Source organism: Pseudogulbenkiania sp. FW507-F1, assembly GCF_058781125.1.
Map to the genome: position 1 here is coordinate 221011 of NZ_JBYSWM010000002.1, position 15132 is coordinate 236142.

Here is a 15132-nt window from a genome sequence, read left to right on the forward strand (position 1 = left end):
CCAGCCGGCGATTGCCCTGACCGTCCCGCCCACCTAGAATTCAGCCGTTTCCATTGCTGCAGGCCGGCCCCACCGTGACCCCTATTCTCGCTTTCGCCCTCGCCACCATTCCGGACGTGGCCGGCATCCGCACCCTGTACGGTTTTGCCGCCGACATTGCCGACAGTGACGTCGCCGAATTCGCCCTGCAACGCCAGCGCGCCCGCAGCGGCGAGGATGGCATGCCGCTTCACCTGCAGCGCATCGTTGCCATCTCCTGGACCTTGCGACTGGGCGAGGAGATCGCCTGCCACACCGGCGGCGACGCCAACACCGACGAGGCCGCGCTGCTGCGGGCCCTGTTCGACCAGGTGGCGCAGCATGCGCCTTGCGTCACCAGCTGGAGCGGCGCGGCGTTCGCCCTGCCGCTGCTGCGCTACCGCGCCCTGATCAACGGCATCGCCCTGCCGCCGTACTGGTCCGCCGAGGATACGACGCAAAGCGGCCTCGCGCCGTTGCCCTACGCCACGGTCCCGCTCGACGACATGGCCAGGCTGTGCGGCTTTCCCGCCCTGCCGGTGGTGGCGGGCGGCACACCGTGGGAGGCCTACCGGGCGGGCCGTCTTGGCGAAATCCGGGCGCGCTGCGATATCGAAGCCATGGCCACCTACCTGCTATTCCTGCGCGACCGCCTGGTACAGGGCACGCTCGGCGCCGCCGATTACCATGACAGCGTGGCGCAGGCACGCGGCTGGATCGGACAACAGGCCGCGCCGCACTGGCGTGACTTCCTCGCCGCATGGCCATCGCCCCAGGGTTGACACCCGCCCGCACGCCGGGTAGTCTTTTTGCATGCGCCGATTTGATACAGCTTGCGGGGCGCCGATAAATTCCAGCTAAAGCGTGCGACAAAACCCGCTTTGGCCTCTGGCAAGCGGGTTTTTTCTTGCCTGCCGCCCCTCCCCGCCCGCCGTAGCAATCCGCCATACCGTAATTAGCGCCGAGTTAATGACAACTTGCAGGGCGCTCAAAAATCCTGCTAAAGCGTCGCCTGGCAAGGTTCCGGGCACGCCACAGCGCCCAACCTGAAGGAATACGCCATGTACGACTGCCAGAACGACAGCTGCCGCGACTTCGCCTACGACGCCGGCCACACCGCCCCGACCCAATCCACGCTCAAGGGCACGCTGGTGGCCAGCGCCGTCCACAGCGATCACCTGACCACGCTTGAGCAGCTGTCGCAGTTCGCGCGCCAGCACGGCTACCCCTTGCGCCGGCGGGAGCATCTGCTGGAACTGGTCGACGTCACCCTGCCCGACGCCCTGGCGATCAACGCCCGTTTCGGCAGCGCCCTCGTCATCAGCTGCGACCTGCGCTGTCATCCGCCGGCCCGTTTCGCGTAACGCAGTGTCTCAACGCTGTAACGACGCCCCGGCGGGATGACCGTATACTGACCGGTTTTCATCCCTCCGGCCCCGCCATGCTATTCGGACTGAGTCGGGAACCGCGCACCAAAATCGTCGCGGAAGCCCGACAGATTCTCGCCCTGGCGCTACCCATCATGGTGGCCCAGATCGCCCACGTCGCCATGGGCTTCGTCGATACCGTGATGTCCGGCCGCGTCAGCACCAACGACCTGGCCGCGGTGTCCCTGGGCTCCAGCGTCTTCATCACGGTGTACGTGACGCTGGTCGGCATCGCCACCGCGCTCAACCCGCTGATCGCGCACCAGTTCGGCGCCGGCGAGCGCGAGCCCATCGGCGAGACGGTACGCCAGGGCATGTGGTTCTGCCTGTTCCTGGGCCTGGCGGGCAGCGCGCTGATGATCTTCGGCCAACCCTGGCTGCGCGACAGCCTGACGCTGTCGAATGACGTCGAGGACAAGGTGATGCTGTTTCTCGACGGCGTGGCGCTAGGGCTGCCCGCCGCCCTGATGCAGCGCGCCCTGCACGCCTTCGCCTCCGGCCTCAACCGGCCCAAGCCGATCATGCTGGTCGGCGTGGCGGCGCTGCTGCTCAACATCCCGCTCAACTACGCCCTGATCCACGGCCTGTACGGCCTGCCCGCGATGGGGGGCGCCGGCTGCGGCTGGGCCACCGCCGCCGCGCTGTGGTTCAACTTCCTGGCGCTGCTGGGCTACGTCGCGCTGCACCGTCATTTCCGTCCCTACGCCTTCACCGGCCGCTGGAGCTGGCCGGACTGGTCGCGCTACGGCGCCATGCTGAAACTGGGCTTGCCGATCGGGCTGTCGTTCTTCTTCGAGGTCAGCCTGTTCTCGTTCATCGCCTTCCTGGTGGCCAAGCTCGGCACCACGGTGGTGGCCAGCCACCAGGCGGTGCTGAGCGTCAGCAGCATCATCTACATGCTGCCGCAGAGCATCTCCACCGCGATGTCGGTGCGCGTGGGCCAGGCGGTCGGCGCCGGCGATTACCGCCGGGCGCGCTTCACCGCCGGCACCGGCCTCTTGACCGGGCTGGTTCTGGCCGGGGGAACCATGCTGCTGATGCTGACGCTGCGCCAAGACATCATCCGCCTCTACACCACCGACCCCGAAGTGATCCGTATCGGCGCCGGGCTACTGGTCTTCGCCGCGGTGTTCCAATTGACGGACGCCACCCAGTGCATTTCTTCCGGCGCCTTGCGCGGCTATAAGATCACCACGGCGCCGATGATCATCCACGTGGTGTCGTTCTGGGGGTTGGGTCTGAGTCTCGGCATGGTGCTGGGGCTGACCGACTGGCCGCTGCCCTTTCTCACCCTGCCCATGGGCATCGAGGGCTTCTGGGCGGCGCTGGTATTCAGCCTGAGCGTGGCGGCGTTTTTGCTGGTAGGCTACCTGTCGCGCGAAAGTCGCCGCCGCCTGGTCCGTCAACACACCGAAAGCTGAACCGCCGTGAGCCTTGTTTTTCTTCATGACCACCCCCTCAAAACGCTGAACACCTTCGGCATGGACGTGCGCGCCGCGACGTTCTGCGAGCTGGACGACCTGGCCCGGCTGCCCGAACTGCTGGCGAGCGAACCGTACCGGCGCGGACCGGTGCTGTGGCTGGGCGGCGGCAGCAACCTGCTGTTCACCGGCGACTACCCGGGACTGGTGGTGAAGGTGGCGCTCAGCGGCATCACGGTACTGAGCGAGAACGCCGACGAGGTCGTGGTCGAGGCCGCCGCCGGCGAGAACTGGCACGGCTTCGTGCAGCACACGCTGGCGCAGGGCTGGGCCGGACTCGAGAACCTCAGCCTGATTCCCGGCACCGTCGGCGCCAGCCCGATCCAGAACATCGGCGCCTACGGCGTCGAGGCCAAGGACTGCCTGACCGCGGTGGTCTGCGCCGACCTGCACGACAACGGCGCCCAGCGCATCCTCTCCAATGCCGAGTGCCGTTTCGGCTATCGCGACAGCGTGTTCAAGCACGAAGCGAACGGCCGCCTGCTGGTGACCGCGGTGCGCTTCCGCCTGAGCAAGCGGCCGACGCTGCACACCGGCTACGGCGACATCGGCAAGGAACTGGCGGCGATGGGCAAGGCGGACGGCGCCTCGCCGCGCGACGTCAGCGAAGCGGTGATCCGCATCCGCACGGCCAAGCTGCCCGACCCGGCCCAGCTCGGCAACGCCGGCAGCTTCTTCAAGAACCCTATCATCGACACGGGGTTGGCCGAAGCCCTGCTGGCGCATCACCCCGACCTGCCGCACTACCCGGCGGGCGCCGGCAAGACCAAGCTCGCCGCCGGCTGGCTGATCGACCGTGCCGGACTGAAGGGCTACCGCGAGGGCGACGCCGGCGTACACGCGCGCCAGGCGCTGGTGCTGGTCAACTACGGCCACGCCAGCGGCAAGGAAGTCTGGGCCCTGGCGCAGAAAGTGCAGGCCACGGTGAAGGAACGTTACGGCGTGGAGCTGGAGCCGGAACCGCTGGTGCTGTGAGCCCCCTTACGCACGGCGACGGCGCGGTGGTGAACTCGTCTAGCAGGTGTTATTTGAGCAGCCGTCGCCGCGTCAGTATCACCGCCAGCGAGAACGACACGACAGCATAGAGCAGCAGGATCAGCAGGCTGGGCCAGATGAGCGGCGGCACGGTCGCATTGACCAGCGGCCGGGCAAGACGGATGGCGTGGGTCAGCGGCAGCACCTCGGCCACGGCGCGAATCCAGCCGGGCAGGTTCTCCGCCGGGTAGAACACCCCGGAAATCAGCATCATCGGGCTGACCACCAGCGTGAAGTAATACATGAAAAAGTCGTAGCTCGGGCTCAGCGCCGTCACCACCAGCCCCATGCCGGCAAACGCCAGCCCGGACAGCGCGATCAATGGCACGATCCACAGTACCAGCGGGCTCTTGATCAACCCCAGGAGCCCCATCACCAGCAGGATGGCGAGCCCCGACAGCACGCTCTTCGACGCCGCCCACAGCCACTCGCCCAGCACCACGTCGTCCACCGTCAACGGCGCGTTGATGATGGCCGACCAGGTCTTCTGCACGTGCATGCGCGAAAATGCCGAGTACAGCGCCTCGAAGGTCGCGCTGTTCATGGTACTGTAGCACACCGTCCCGGCGGCCAGGAACTGGATGTACGGCACGCCGCCGATCGACGGCAGCAGGCTGCCGATACCGAAACCCAGGCCCAGCATGTACAGCATCGGGTCGGCCAGGTTGCCGAGGATGGACGGCGCCGCCAGCTTCTTCCACACCAGGAAATTGCGCAACCAGACCGGAATGAAGCGCAGCGACAGGCGAGGCAGCATGCTCAGGCTCCCGGGTCGGAGTTGTCGTCGAGGTAGCGGCTGTCGTCGAAGGTCGCCACCCAGCGCGGCCGATACACAATCAGTATCGCCATGATCAGGCCGGAGGTGAAGGCCTCGGACCAGGACAGCAGGAAGTAGAACGGCAGCGCCTCCGACAGCAGCTCGTCCCAGGGGTAGGCGCCCGCCATCCCCAGCACCGCGATGCCGGCAAGCCCGGTGGCGAACAGGCTGGCACCACCGGCCAGGAACGCGCCGACGAACACGTAGACGAACAGGTTGGGGGGCAACAGGCGCTGCGCCAGGCGCAGCACGGTGCTCACCAGCGTCACCGGCAGCACCGCCATCAGCCAGAAGTTCAACCCCAGCGCCAGCCAGTCACCGGCACCGTAAGCCGTCACACCCGCCAGCACGATGGCGAGCGCCAGGAGCGCCAGCCAGTGCCCCATCATCAAGGTCAGGATGGCCGCTCCCAGCAGGTGGAAGGACAGCCCGGGCTTGAGGCCGCCTTTCATCATCCACATCGCCATGGTCAGCACGCAGGCGCCGAGCCAGGCGTTGAGTGCGACGTGGTCGAGCTCCCGCCAGCGCACGCGGCTCGCCGCCCACCCCAGCAGTCCCAACGCCGCCAGCAGGGTCGACCATTGCACCCAGAGGGGAAAGAAAGCGGCGGGCAGATTCATGACATGGCGATGACGGCGAGGAGAATTACTTCATCATACCAGACGCGGCCGACCCGCTGCCGCCACAACACCCCGGCGGACCGCTACAATACGCTTTTTGCGGAGAACGCCCGATGCCAGTCCTGCCCCCTCATCACCTCATCGCCCAACAAGTCGGCCTCAGCTTGGCCGAAGACATCGGCGGCTGCGACTGGACCGCCATGCTGATCGACGACCACGCCAGCGGCCGGGCCACGGTGCTAGCGCGCGAGGAGGCCGTCGTCTGCGGGCAGGCCTGGTTCGAGGAAACCTTCCGCCAAGTCGACGCGCGCTGCCGCATCGACTGGAAAGTCGAGGAAGGCACGCGCGTCACGGCCAATACCGTACTGTGCGAGATTGCCGGCCCGGCGCGCTCTCTGCTCACCGCCGAGCGCACCGCGCTCAACTTCCTGCAGTTGCTCTCGGCCGTGGCGACCCAGACCCGGCGCTACGTCGACGTGGTGGCCGGCACCGCCGCGCGCATCCTCGACACCCGCAAGACGCTGCCGGGACTGCGCTTGGCGCAGAAATACGCCGTCACCGTGGGCGGCGGCGACAACCAGCGCATCGGCCTCTACGATGGCATCCTGATCAAGGAGAACCACATCATGGCCGCCGGCGGCATCCGCCAGGCACTGGAGCAGGCCTGCCGCCTGGCGCCGGCCGGCGTCAGCGTGCAGGTGGAAGTAGAAACACTGGGAGAGCTGAACGAAGCGCTCGAAGCCGGCGCCAAGCTGGTGCTGCTGGACAATATGTCGCTGGACGACATGCGCGCAGCGGTACGCCTGAGCGCCGGGCGCGCCCAACTGGAAGCCTCGGGCGGGGTCGAGCTGACGACGGTGCGGGCGATAGCCGAAACCGGCGTCGATCGCATCTCGGTCGGCAAGCTGACCAAGGACGTCGAGGCAATCGACCTGTCGATGCGCTTTCAACTCTGAGACGCCGCTCTCAACGTGGCTACGCGAGCGTGATCCTGGGGCGGGTGGCACTCTGAGCGAGCGAACTCTCCAATCGAGATTCGCTGACCAGGGTCTTCATGGACCCTGTGTCCATTCCGGCTCCTGCGCTCCGGCCGCCCCGTACTGACACCGGCTCCTTCCACGTCGAGAACGACGTCTGGGCTACAGGCTTAAGATCAGAGCGCTGCCGCGCCGGGGTTGAGGATGGCAGACAGCTGCCGCAGCATGGCCGCGGTGGCGCCCCAGATATGATGCGGGCCGTAGGTCAGGGACAGGTAGACGCCGGCCATGCCGTCGCGCACGTAGCTGTGCCGTTCGTACTGGCGCGGGTCGAGCACCAGCTTGAGAGGCACCTCGAAGACCTCGGCCACCTCGGACGGCTCGGGTGCCAGCGCCAAGGGCGGCACCAGCAGGCCGACTACCGGCGTCACCCGGAAGCGCGTGATGGTGATGTAGTCCGGCAGGGTACCCAGCACCTCGACGCCGGCTTCGGCCAGCCCGACCTCTTCCCGCGCTTCGCGTAGCGCGGCATGCACCGCGCTGGGGTCGTGCGGATCGATCTTGCCGCCGGGAAAGCTCACCTGCCCGGCATGCGTCGACAGTGTGGCGTTACGCCGAGTCAGCAACACCGCAGGCGCCGCGGCGTGCCACACCAAGGGCACCAGCACCGCGGCTGGGCGCTCCGCGCCGGTTGCAGACCGCTGCGGCAGATCGCCGCCCACGACGGTTTCCCAGTCGCCCTCCAGGCGGGACCGGATCCACTGCCTGGCGTCCTCCACATCGCTCGGAAACATCTCACTCACCCCCTGCGTCTGCCGCTACGAACCTTGGGCAGGGCCAATTCGCGCCAGTGCGCCAGCAGACGCACACCCAACCCCACAATAAAGAGTAGCTGCAGCGTCAAAACGTTCACAGCCCCCAAGGCATCCATGGCAAACAGGGCGGCGGCAATCAGAATCGCCACCATGCCGTAGAAGTCCCGGTGCAGGATGAAGGGGATATCGTTGACCATCATGTCGCGCACCACCCCGCCCCCCACGGCGGTGACGAAGCCCAACAGCACGACGCCGAAGGCATTCAGATCCAGGCTCAGGCCGACCTGGGCGCCGCTCATGCTGAATGCCACCAGGCCGATCGAATCGGCGATCAGGAACAAGCGGCCGAAGGTGGCACTCTCGCGCCGGTGCAGGCCTGCCAGCCAGGACAGCAGCAGCGTCGCCGCAATGACGATCAGGTTAGTGTAATCATAGAACACCAGCGGGATGCGGCTGACCAGCACGTCGCGCAGGATGCCGCCGCCGATGGCGGTCAACAGCGCCACGATCAGGATGCCCAGCAGGTCGAGCTGCTTGCGCACCCCGACCAGGTAGCCGGAAAAGGCGAAGGCCACGGTGCCGATGCCGGCAAACCACGGCATGGAAGCAAAACGACTCAGTTCCATGGCTTTGCTCAATAACAAAACGCCGGACTCGAAAGCCCGGCGCTGCTGGTGAATGGCGGCCGCTTCAGCGACGCATCGAATCGAAGAACGCGAGATTGTTCTTGGTCGCGCGCATCTTGTCCTGCAGGAATTCCATCGCCTCAAGATCGTCCATCGGGTAGAGCAGCTTGCGCAGTACCCAGATGCGTTGCAGCTGGTCCTGCGGAATCAGCAGCTCTTCGCGGCGGGTACCGGAGCGGTTGATGTTGATCGCCGGGAAGATCCGCTTCTCGGCCATGCGGCGGTCGAGGTGGATCTCCATGTTGCCGGTACCCTTGAACTCTTCATAGATCACGTCATCCATGCGCGAGCCGGTATCGATCAGCGCGGTGGCGATGATGGTCAGCGAGCCGCCCTCTTCCACGTTGCGCGCAGCACCGAAGAAACGCTTCGGGCGCTGCAGCGCGTTGGAATCGACACCACCGGTCAGCACCTTGCCGGAGGCCGGGATCACGGTGTTGTAGGCACGCGCCAGACGGGTGATCGAGTCGAGCAGGATGACCACGTCCTTCTTGTGCTCGACCAGGCGCTTGGCCTTTTCGATCACCATCTCGGCAACCTGCACGTGGCGGGTGGCCGGCTCGTCGAAGGTGGACGACACCACTTCGCCGCGCACCGAGCGGGTCATCTCGGTCACTTCTTCCGGACGCTCGTCGATCAACAGCACGATCAGCTCGACTTCCGGATGGTTGGCGGTGATGGCGTGCGCCAGGTTTTGCAGCATCACGGTTTTACCGGACTTCGGCGGAGCCACCAGCAAACCACGCTGGCCCTTGCCGATCGGCGCAATCAGATCGATCACGCGGCTGGTGATGTTCTCTTCGGCACGGATGTCGCGCTCCAGCACCAGACGCTCGGTCGGGAACAGCGGCGTCAGGTTCTCGAACAGGATCTTGTGCTTGGCGTTCTCCGGCGGGCCGCCGTTGACCTTGTCGACCTTCACCAGCGCAAAGTAGCGCTCGCCGTCTTTCGGGGTGCGGATTTCGCCCTCGATCGAGTCGCCGGTATGCAGGTTGAAGCGGCGGATCTGGCTCGGGCTGACGTAGATGTCGTCCGGGCCGGCCAGGTACGAGGAATCCGGGCTGCGCAGGAAACCGAAACCATCCGGCAGCACCTCCAGCGTACCGTCTCCGAAAATGCTCTCGCCTTTCTTGGCCTGGTTCTTCAGCAGGGCAAAAATCAGGTCTTGCTTGCGCAGGCGGTTGGCGCCGTCGATCTCGTTGGCAATGGCCTTCTCAACGAGTTCGGTAACAGGAAGGTGTTTTAGATCAGATAAGTGCATGGCAGCCGTGGTCGACTCGAATACGGATTAAGCGGGAGTGCTCGACAAGGAGTGTGAAGCGGATACGGAGCGGGCGACAGTGATGTCGCCCGCTGGTGAAGAATTTGACAGAAGGATAGGCGGTTTAAATGTGGCTGTCAATAAACGCCGTCAGCTGGCTCTTGGCGAGCGCGCCGACCTTGGTGGCAACCACGTTGCCGTCCTTGAAGATCATCAGCGTCGGGATGCCGCGAATGCCGAATTTCGGCGGAGTCTGCTCGTTCTGGTCGATGTTCAGCTTCACCACTTTCAGGCGGCCGTCGTACTCTTTCGACACTTCGTCCAGGATAGGGGCGATCATCTTGCACGGACCGCACCACTCGGCCCAGTAATCGACCAGCACCGGGCCCTGGGCCTTCAGTACGTCCTGCTCAAAAGAATCGTCGGTCACGTGCTGGATCAGATCGCTCATATCTTCCTCTCGATGGTTTTGTCTTGTTGCCGGCAAACGGCATGGCACAAGGGATGGTAGCAAGCACGGACCCCAGGGGCAACCCTACCGGCTTCATGCCAATAATAATGAGGCTGGGCACCGTGCTTTCAAGTCCCCAGCAGGGCCGCCGCGAGCAAATCGCGGGTGTAGGGCTGGCTGGGAGCCTCGAACACGCGCCGCGTCGGCCCGGATTCGACCACCTTGCCGTCCTTCAGCACCAGCACCTCGTGCGCCACGGCGCGGATCACCGCCAGGTCGTGGCTGATGAAGAGGTAGCTCAGGCCGTACTTGTGCTGCAGCCGGCGCAGCAATTGCAGCACCTGTTTTTGCAGCGTGGCGTCGAGCGCGCTGGTCGGCTCGTCGAGCAGGATCAGCTTGGGGCGCAGCACCAGGGCGCGGGCGATGGCGATGCGCTGGCGCTGCCCGCCGGAAAACTCGTGCGGGTAGCGGTCAACGCTGTCGGCGGCCAGCCCGACTTCGGTCAGGGTATCGAGCACACGCTGGCGTCGCGCCGTCTCATCCAGTTCGGGAAAATGCAGCGCCACGCCCTCGCCGACGATCTGGCCCACGGTCAGGCGCGGCGACAGCGAGGCGAACGGGTCCTGGAACACCACCTGGTAGTCGCGACGCGAGGCGCGCAGGGCCTGCCCGCTGAGCGTGTCGAGCCGGGTGCTGTCGAGCGTGACCTGCCCTTCCGCCTGGATCAGCCGCATCAGCGCCAGCCCGAGCGTGGTCTTGCCGGAGCCGGACTCGCCGACGATGCCGAGGGTGCGTCCGGCGGGGACGCCGAGACTGATGCCGTGCAGCACCGGGGTGACGGTCTTGCCGAACCAGCCGCGGCGGCGGCTGAAGGCGACCCGGATCGACTCGGCCTGCAGCCGTGGCGCGGCCTGGCCGGGAGCGTCGTCCAGGGTGTCTGGACGGCTCGCCAGCAGCTCGCGCGTGTAGGGGTGCGCGGGTTGGCCGAACACCTCGGCCACTGTGCCCGTTTCGACCACTTCGCCGTCCTTCATCACCGCCACGCGGTCGGCGAAGCGCCGCACCAGGTTGAGGTCGTGGGTGATGAACAGCACCGCCATGCCGAGGTCGCGCTGCAGTTCGTCGAGCAGGGCGAGAATCTGCGCCTGCACCGTGACGTCGAGCGCGGTGGTGGGCTCGTCGGCGATCAGGAGCTTGGGCTGGCAGGCCAGCGCCATGGAGATCATGGCGCGCTGGCGCTGGCCGCCGGAGAGCTGGAAGGGATAGGCGTCGACCTTGATGTCCGGGTCGGGGATGCCGGTACGCGCCAGCAGTTCGATGGCCCGCTGCCGCGCCGCGCGCGGCGCCAGCCCGAAGTGCTGGCTCAGGGTCTCGATGATCTGGTTGCCGATGGTGTACACCGGGTTGAGGGCCGACATCGGCTCCTGGAAGATCATCGCCATCTCGCGCCCGCGCAGCTGGCGCAGGCGGCGTTCGGGCACGCCGAGCAGCTCTTCCCCATTGAAACGGACAGCACCGGTTAGCGTCACGTCCGGATTGAGGCGCATCAGCGCCTGCGCGGTGACGGTCTTGCCGGAACCGGATTCGCCCACCAGCGCCACCTTTTCCCCGGCGCGCACGGTGAAGCTCACGCCGCGCACCGCGACGCGGGAGCCGAAACCGGCGTGCAGGTTTTCTACCGACAGCAGTTGGTCCATGTCAGCCCTTGCGTGTATCGAGTGCCGAGCGCAGCCCCTCGCCGATGAAGATCAACAACAGCAGCGTGACGGTGAGCACGGTGAAGGTGGAGAGTGCGATCCACCAGGCATCGAGGTTGTCCTTGCCCTGCGCCAGCATCTCGCCCAGGCTCGGCGTGCTGGCTGGTACCCCGAGGCCGAGGAAGTCGAGACTGGTGAGCGCCAGGATGGCGCCGCTGACGCGGAACGGCAGGAAGGCCAGCACCGGCGTCAGGCTGTTGGGCAGCACGTGGCGCCACATGATCTGGCGATCGGCAAGCCCGAGCGAGCGCGCCGCCAGCACGTAGTCCATCTGGCGGTTCTTCAGGAACTCGGCGCGCACGTAGTCGGCGAGCCCCATCCAGCCGAACAGCGCCAGCAGCACCAGCAGCAAGGTCAGGCTGGGGTTGAAGAACGACGACAGGATGATCAGCAGGTAGAGCTCGGGCAGGCTGCCCCAGATCTCGATCACGCGCTGCAGCGTGAGGTCGAGCCGGCCGCCGAAATAGCCCTGCAGCCCGCCCAGCACGATGCCGACCAGCGTGCCGACCACGGTCAGCGCCAGCGCGAACAGCACCGACAGCCGGAAACCGTAGATCAGCCGCGCCAGCACGTCGCGGCCGCGGTCGTCGGTGCCGAACAGGTTGGCCGAAGACGGTGGCGCCGGGTTGGGGGCCTTGGCGAAATAGTTGAGCGTGTTGTAGCTGTAGGGGTTGGGCGCGAACACGGCGAAATTGCCGTTGGCGGAGAGCCGGTCGCGGATGTAGGGGTCGAGGTAGTCGGCCGGGGTATCGAAATCGCCGCCGAACACCGTCTCGTTGTACTCGAACAGCACCGGGTAATAGAACTCGCCCTGGTAGCGCACCACGAGCGGCCGGTCGTTGGACAGCAGTTCGGCGCCCAGCGTCAGTACGAACAGGATGGCGAACAGCCACAGGCTGACGTAGCCGCGGCGGTTGGCCTTGAAGCGGCGCCAGGCGCGCTGGCCGGGGGTCAGACTCATTGCCCGCCCTCCTCGAAGCTGACGCGCGGGTCGACCAGCACGTAGGACAGGTCCGACAGCAGCTTGGCCACCAGCCCCATCAGCGTGAACACGTAAAGCGAGCCCATCACCACCGGGTAATCGCGGCGGATCACCGACTCGTACGACAACAGCCCCAGCCCGTCGAGCGAGAACAGCGTCTCGATCAGGAGGCTGCCGCTGAAGAAGGCGCCGATGAACGCCGCCGGAAAACCGGTGATGAGCGGAATCAGCGCGTTGCGGAACACGTGCTTATACAGGATGCGCCGCTCCGACAGGCCTTTGGCGCGCGCCGTGTAGACGTACTGGCGGCGGATTTCCTCGAGGAACACGTTCTTGGTCAGGATCGTCATCACCGCCAGGTTGCCCACCACCGAGGCGGTCACCGGCAGCGTGATGTGCCACAGGTAGTCGAGCACCTTGTCGAGCGGCCCCAGGTCGGCCCAATTCTCGCTGACCAGCCCGCGCAGCGGGAACAGTTGCCAGAAGCTGCCGCCGCCGAACAACACCAAGAGCGCCACCCCCAACACGAAACCGGGAATGGCGTAGCCGACCAGGATCACCGTGCTGGTGAACAGGTCGAACGGCGAGCCGTCGCGCACCGCCTTGCTGACGCCGAGCGGGATGCACACCAAGTAGGTGATGAAGAAGCTCCACAGCCCGATGCTCATCGACACCGGCAGCTTGGACACGATCAACGCCCACACCGACTCGTGGTGGAAGAAGCTCTCGCCCAGGTCAAAGCGGGAAAACTTCACCAGCATGTCGCCGAAGCGCTGCAACGCCGGCTTGTCGAAGCCGTACTGCGCCTTGAGCGCGGCCAGCTCCTCCGGGCTCAGCCCGGCACGGCCCTTGAACGGACTGTTGCCGCCGCCCTGCGCCGCCTCGCCGGCGACGCCGGCATGGGTCAGCTGCTGCACCATCTGCTCCACCGGCCCGCCGGGCACGAACTGGATGATGGCGAAGGTGATGGCGAGGATGCCCACCAGGGTCGGGATCATCAGCAGCAAGCGCTTGAGAATGTAATGCCACATCAGCGTGCCTCCTGCGGTTTGGCCCACCAGGTTTCGATCGCCCAGCTGGTGGCGTCGTAGTAGCGCGGCAGGCGGGAAGGTTGGCCGAAGCGGTTCCACCATGCCGCCCGGTGGTAGGGAATGTGCCAGTTCGGCACCACGTAGCGGCCGACGCGCAGCACGCGGTCGAGCGCCCGGCTGGCGGCGATCAGGTCGCGGCGCGTCTTGAAGTGCAGGAAGTTCTGCAACAGCGCGTCGACCGCCGGGTCGGCCACGCCGGCCCAGTTGCTCGAACCGGGCGTACGCGCCGCCTCGCTGCCGTGATAGCCCAACTGCTCGTTGCCCGGGCTCTGGCTGGCGCCGTACACCACCACCGTGGTGTCATAGTCGAAATCGTTGAGACGGCGCTGGTAGATGGCCGGGTCGACCACGCGTACCGTCAGCGTGATGCCGAGCTTGGCCAGATGCTTCTGCCACGAGGCGACGATGCGCTCGTAGGTGCGCGAGTAGGACAGGAATTCGAACTCGAACGGCTGCCCCTGCTTGTCCACCAAGCGCCCGCCTTGGTAGCGCCAGCCGGCCTGGTAGAGCAACTGGCGGGCCTGACGCAGGTTGGTGCGCACGCCGTAGCGGCCCCCAACCTTGGGCGGCTCCACCGCCGGGCCGAACACCTCGGGGTCGAGCTTGCTGCGCAAGGGGTTCAGCAGCGCCAATTCGTCCGGCCCCGGTAGCCCCTTGGCCGCCAGCTCGCTGTTGGTGAAGTAGCTGTCGCTGCGCTGGTACTGGCCGTAGAACAGCTGACGGTTGGTCCATTCGAAGTCGAACGCCAGCGCCAGCGCCTCGCGCACGCGCTTGTCGCGGAACAGCGGTCGGCGCAGGTTGAACACGAAGCCCTGCATGCCCGCCGAGCTGCCGTGCGGCAGCGTCTTCTTGACGATGCGGCCATCCTCGAACTTGCTGCCGAGGTAACCACGCGCCCACTGCTTGGCGACGTTCTCCACCGACAGGTCGAACTCCCCGGCCTTGAACGCCTCCAGCCGCGCCGTCTCGTCCTTGTAGTAGCGGTACAGGATGGTGTCGAAGTTGTACATGCCGCGCCGCACCGGCTCGTTGGCCGCCCAGTACGCCGGGTTGCGCCGGAAGCGGGAGAACTTGCCCTGATCGTACTGTTCCAGCAGGTAGGGGCCGGAGCCGATCGGCGCTTGCAGCACGCGGTCGCCCAGCTTGGTGCCGGGCGGCAGCCACTTGTGCGAGAACACCGGCAGCTGGGCGATGATCAGATGCAACTCGGCGTTGCGGCGCTTGAAGTCGAAGCGCACGTTGGCGGCGTCCAGCACCACGGCGCGCGCCACGTCGGCCCAGTAAAAACGGTACGACGGCGAGGCGGTCGGGTCGTGCGTCAACGTGTCGAACGAGAACTTGACGTCCTCGGCCGTGACCTTGTCGCCGTTGGAGAAGCGCGCGCGCGGATTGAGGTGGAAGCTCACCGACAGTCCATCGTCGGCGAGCCGGATGTCGTCGGCGAGCAGCCCGTACACGGTGAACGGCTCCTCCTCGCCCTGCGTCATCAGCGTCTCCACCACCAGCGTCCCGACCCCCGCCTCCTTGTCGCCCTTCAGGGTAAACGGGTTGAGCGTGTCGAAACTGCCCTGCGCCGGCAGCACCAGCCGCCCGCCCTTGGGCGCGGCCGGATTGACGTAATCGAAATGGGTGAAGTTCGGTGGGTATTTCGGCGCGTAGCCTAGCGCCAGCGCCGGCGCCCCCACGGCCAGCCGGGCCAGCAACACCCCCACCC

15 protein-coding genes are annotated in these 15132 nt (G+C 66.3%); 5 read left to right on the forward strand and 10 right to left on the reverse strand.

All coding sequences use genetic code 11. The features are described from left to right. Positions 1–74: 74 nt before the first annotated feature. The 4 genes from AC3WG5_RS02560 (at position 75) to murB (ending at position 3901) form a co-directional block, all read left to right on the forward strand. Positions 75–800: a 3'-5' exonuclease gene (locus tag AC3WG5_RS02560; protein WP_492567665.1), complete on the forward strand. Its 726-nt coding sequence runs from the start codon at positions 75–77 to the stop codon at positions 798–800. A 279-nt stretch (positions 801–1079) separates the two neighbouring features. After that, entirely contained in the window at positions 1080–1382 is a 303-nt protein-coding gene (locus AC3WG5_RS02565; RefSeq protein WP_014087987.1) for a hypothetical protein, read from the forward strand. Positions 1383–1459: 77 nt separating this feature from the next. Beyond that, positions 1460–2866, forward strand: coding sequence for an MATE family efflux transporter (locus tag AC3WG5_RS02570; RefSeq protein ID WP_482580665.1), 1407 nt, complete (start codon positions 1460–1462; stop codon positions 2864–2866). A 6-nt stretch (positions 2867–2872) separates the two neighbouring features. After that, on the forward strand, positions 2873–3901 hold the full coding sequence (gene murB / locus AC3WG5_RS02575; protein WP_492567666.1) for a UDP-N-acetylmuramate dehydrogenase: 1029 nt from the start codon (positions 2873–2875) through the stop codon (positions 3899–3901). Between the two features lie 49 nt (positions 3902–3950). Here murB and AC3WG5_RS02580 read toward each other — a convergent pair whose 3' ends face one another. Then, positions 3951–4718 (reverse strand): ABC transporter permease, encoded by a 768-nt coding sequence (locus tag AC3WG5_RS02580; protein WP_008954271.1) that lies wholly within the window; start codon positions 4716–4718, stop codon positions 3951–3953. Between the two features lie 2 nt (positions 4719–4720). Beyond that, entirely contained in the window at positions 4721–5398 is a 678-nt protein-coding gene (locus AC3WG5_RS02585) for an energy-coupling factor ABC transporter permease (RefSeq protein WP_492567667.1), read from the reverse strand. Positions 5399–5511: 113 nt separating this feature from the next. Between AC3WG5_RS02585 and nadC the strand changes: the two genes are divergently transcribed. Further along, positions 5512–6354 carry a carboxylating nicotinate-nucleotide diphosphorylase gene (gene nadC / locus AC3WG5_RS02590; protein ID WP_492567668.1) on the forward strand — a complete coding sequence of 281 codons (843 nt, stop codon included), beginning with the start codon at positions 5512–5514 and terminating at the stop codon, positions 6352–6354. Positions 6355–6551: 197 nt separating this feature from the next. On the opposite strand, the gene AC3WG5_RS02595 is transcribed toward nadC, so the two are convergent. The 8 genes from AC3WG5_RS02595 to AC3WG5_RS02630 form a co-directional block, all read right to left on the reverse strand. Further along, a complete protein-coding gene (locus AC3WG5_RS02595) occupies positions 6552–7169 on the reverse strand; it encodes a CoA pyrophosphatase (RefSeq protein WP_492567669.1) in 618 nt (205 codons plus the stop codon). A gap of 5 nt (positions 7170–7174) precedes the next feature. Then, positions 7175–7816 carry a trimeric intracellular cation channel family protein gene (locus AC3WG5_RS02600; RefSeq protein ID WP_294866660.1) on the reverse strand — a complete coding sequence of 214 codons (642 nt, stop codon included), beginning with the start codon at positions 7814–7816 and terminating at the stop codon, positions 7175–7177. Positions 7817–7880: 64 nt separating this feature from the next. Further along, positions 7881–9137: a transcription termination factor Rho gene (gene rho, locus AC3WG5_RS02605; protein ID WP_008954265.1), complete on the reverse strand. Its 1257-nt coding sequence runs from the start codon at positions 9135–9137 to the stop codon at positions 7881–7883. 124 nt (positions 9138–9261) lie between these two features. Continuing rightward, positions 9262–9588 carry a thioredoxin TrxA gene (trxA, locus tag AC3WG5_RS02610; protein ID WP_008954264.1) on the reverse strand — a complete coding sequence of 109 codons (327 nt, stop codon included), beginning with the start codon at positions 9586–9588 and terminating at the stop codon, positions 9262–9264. 128 nt (positions 9589–9716) lie between these two features. Next, positions 9717–11285, reverse strand: a complete 1569-nt coding sequence (locus AC3WG5_RS02615) for an ABC transporter ATP-binding protein (RefSeq protein ID WP_492567670.1) — start codon at positions 11283–11285, stop codon at positions 9717–9719. Between the two features lies 1 nt (position 11286). Then, positions 11287–12306, reverse strand: coding sequence for an ABC transporter permease (locus AC3WG5_RS02620; protein ID WP_014087996.1), 1020 nt, complete (start codon positions 12304–12306; stop codon positions 11287–11289). Further along, positions 12303–13358, reverse strand: coding sequence for a microcin C ABC transporter permease YejB (locus AC3WG5_RS02625; protein ID WP_482580660.1), 1056 nt, complete (start codon positions 13356–13358; stop codon positions 12303–12305). The genes AC3WG5_RS02620 and AC3WG5_RS02625 overlap by 4 nt, the downstream gene beginning before the upstream one ends. Next, on the reverse strand, positions 13358–15130 hold the full coding sequence (locus tag AC3WG5_RS02630; RefSeq protein WP_492567671.1) for an extracellular solute-binding protein: 1773 nt from the start codon (positions 15128–15130) through the stop codon (positions 13358–13360). The genes AC3WG5_RS02625 and AC3WG5_RS02630 overlap by 1 nt, the downstream gene beginning before the upstream one ends. Between the last annotated feature and the right edge of the window lie 2 nt (positions 15131–15132).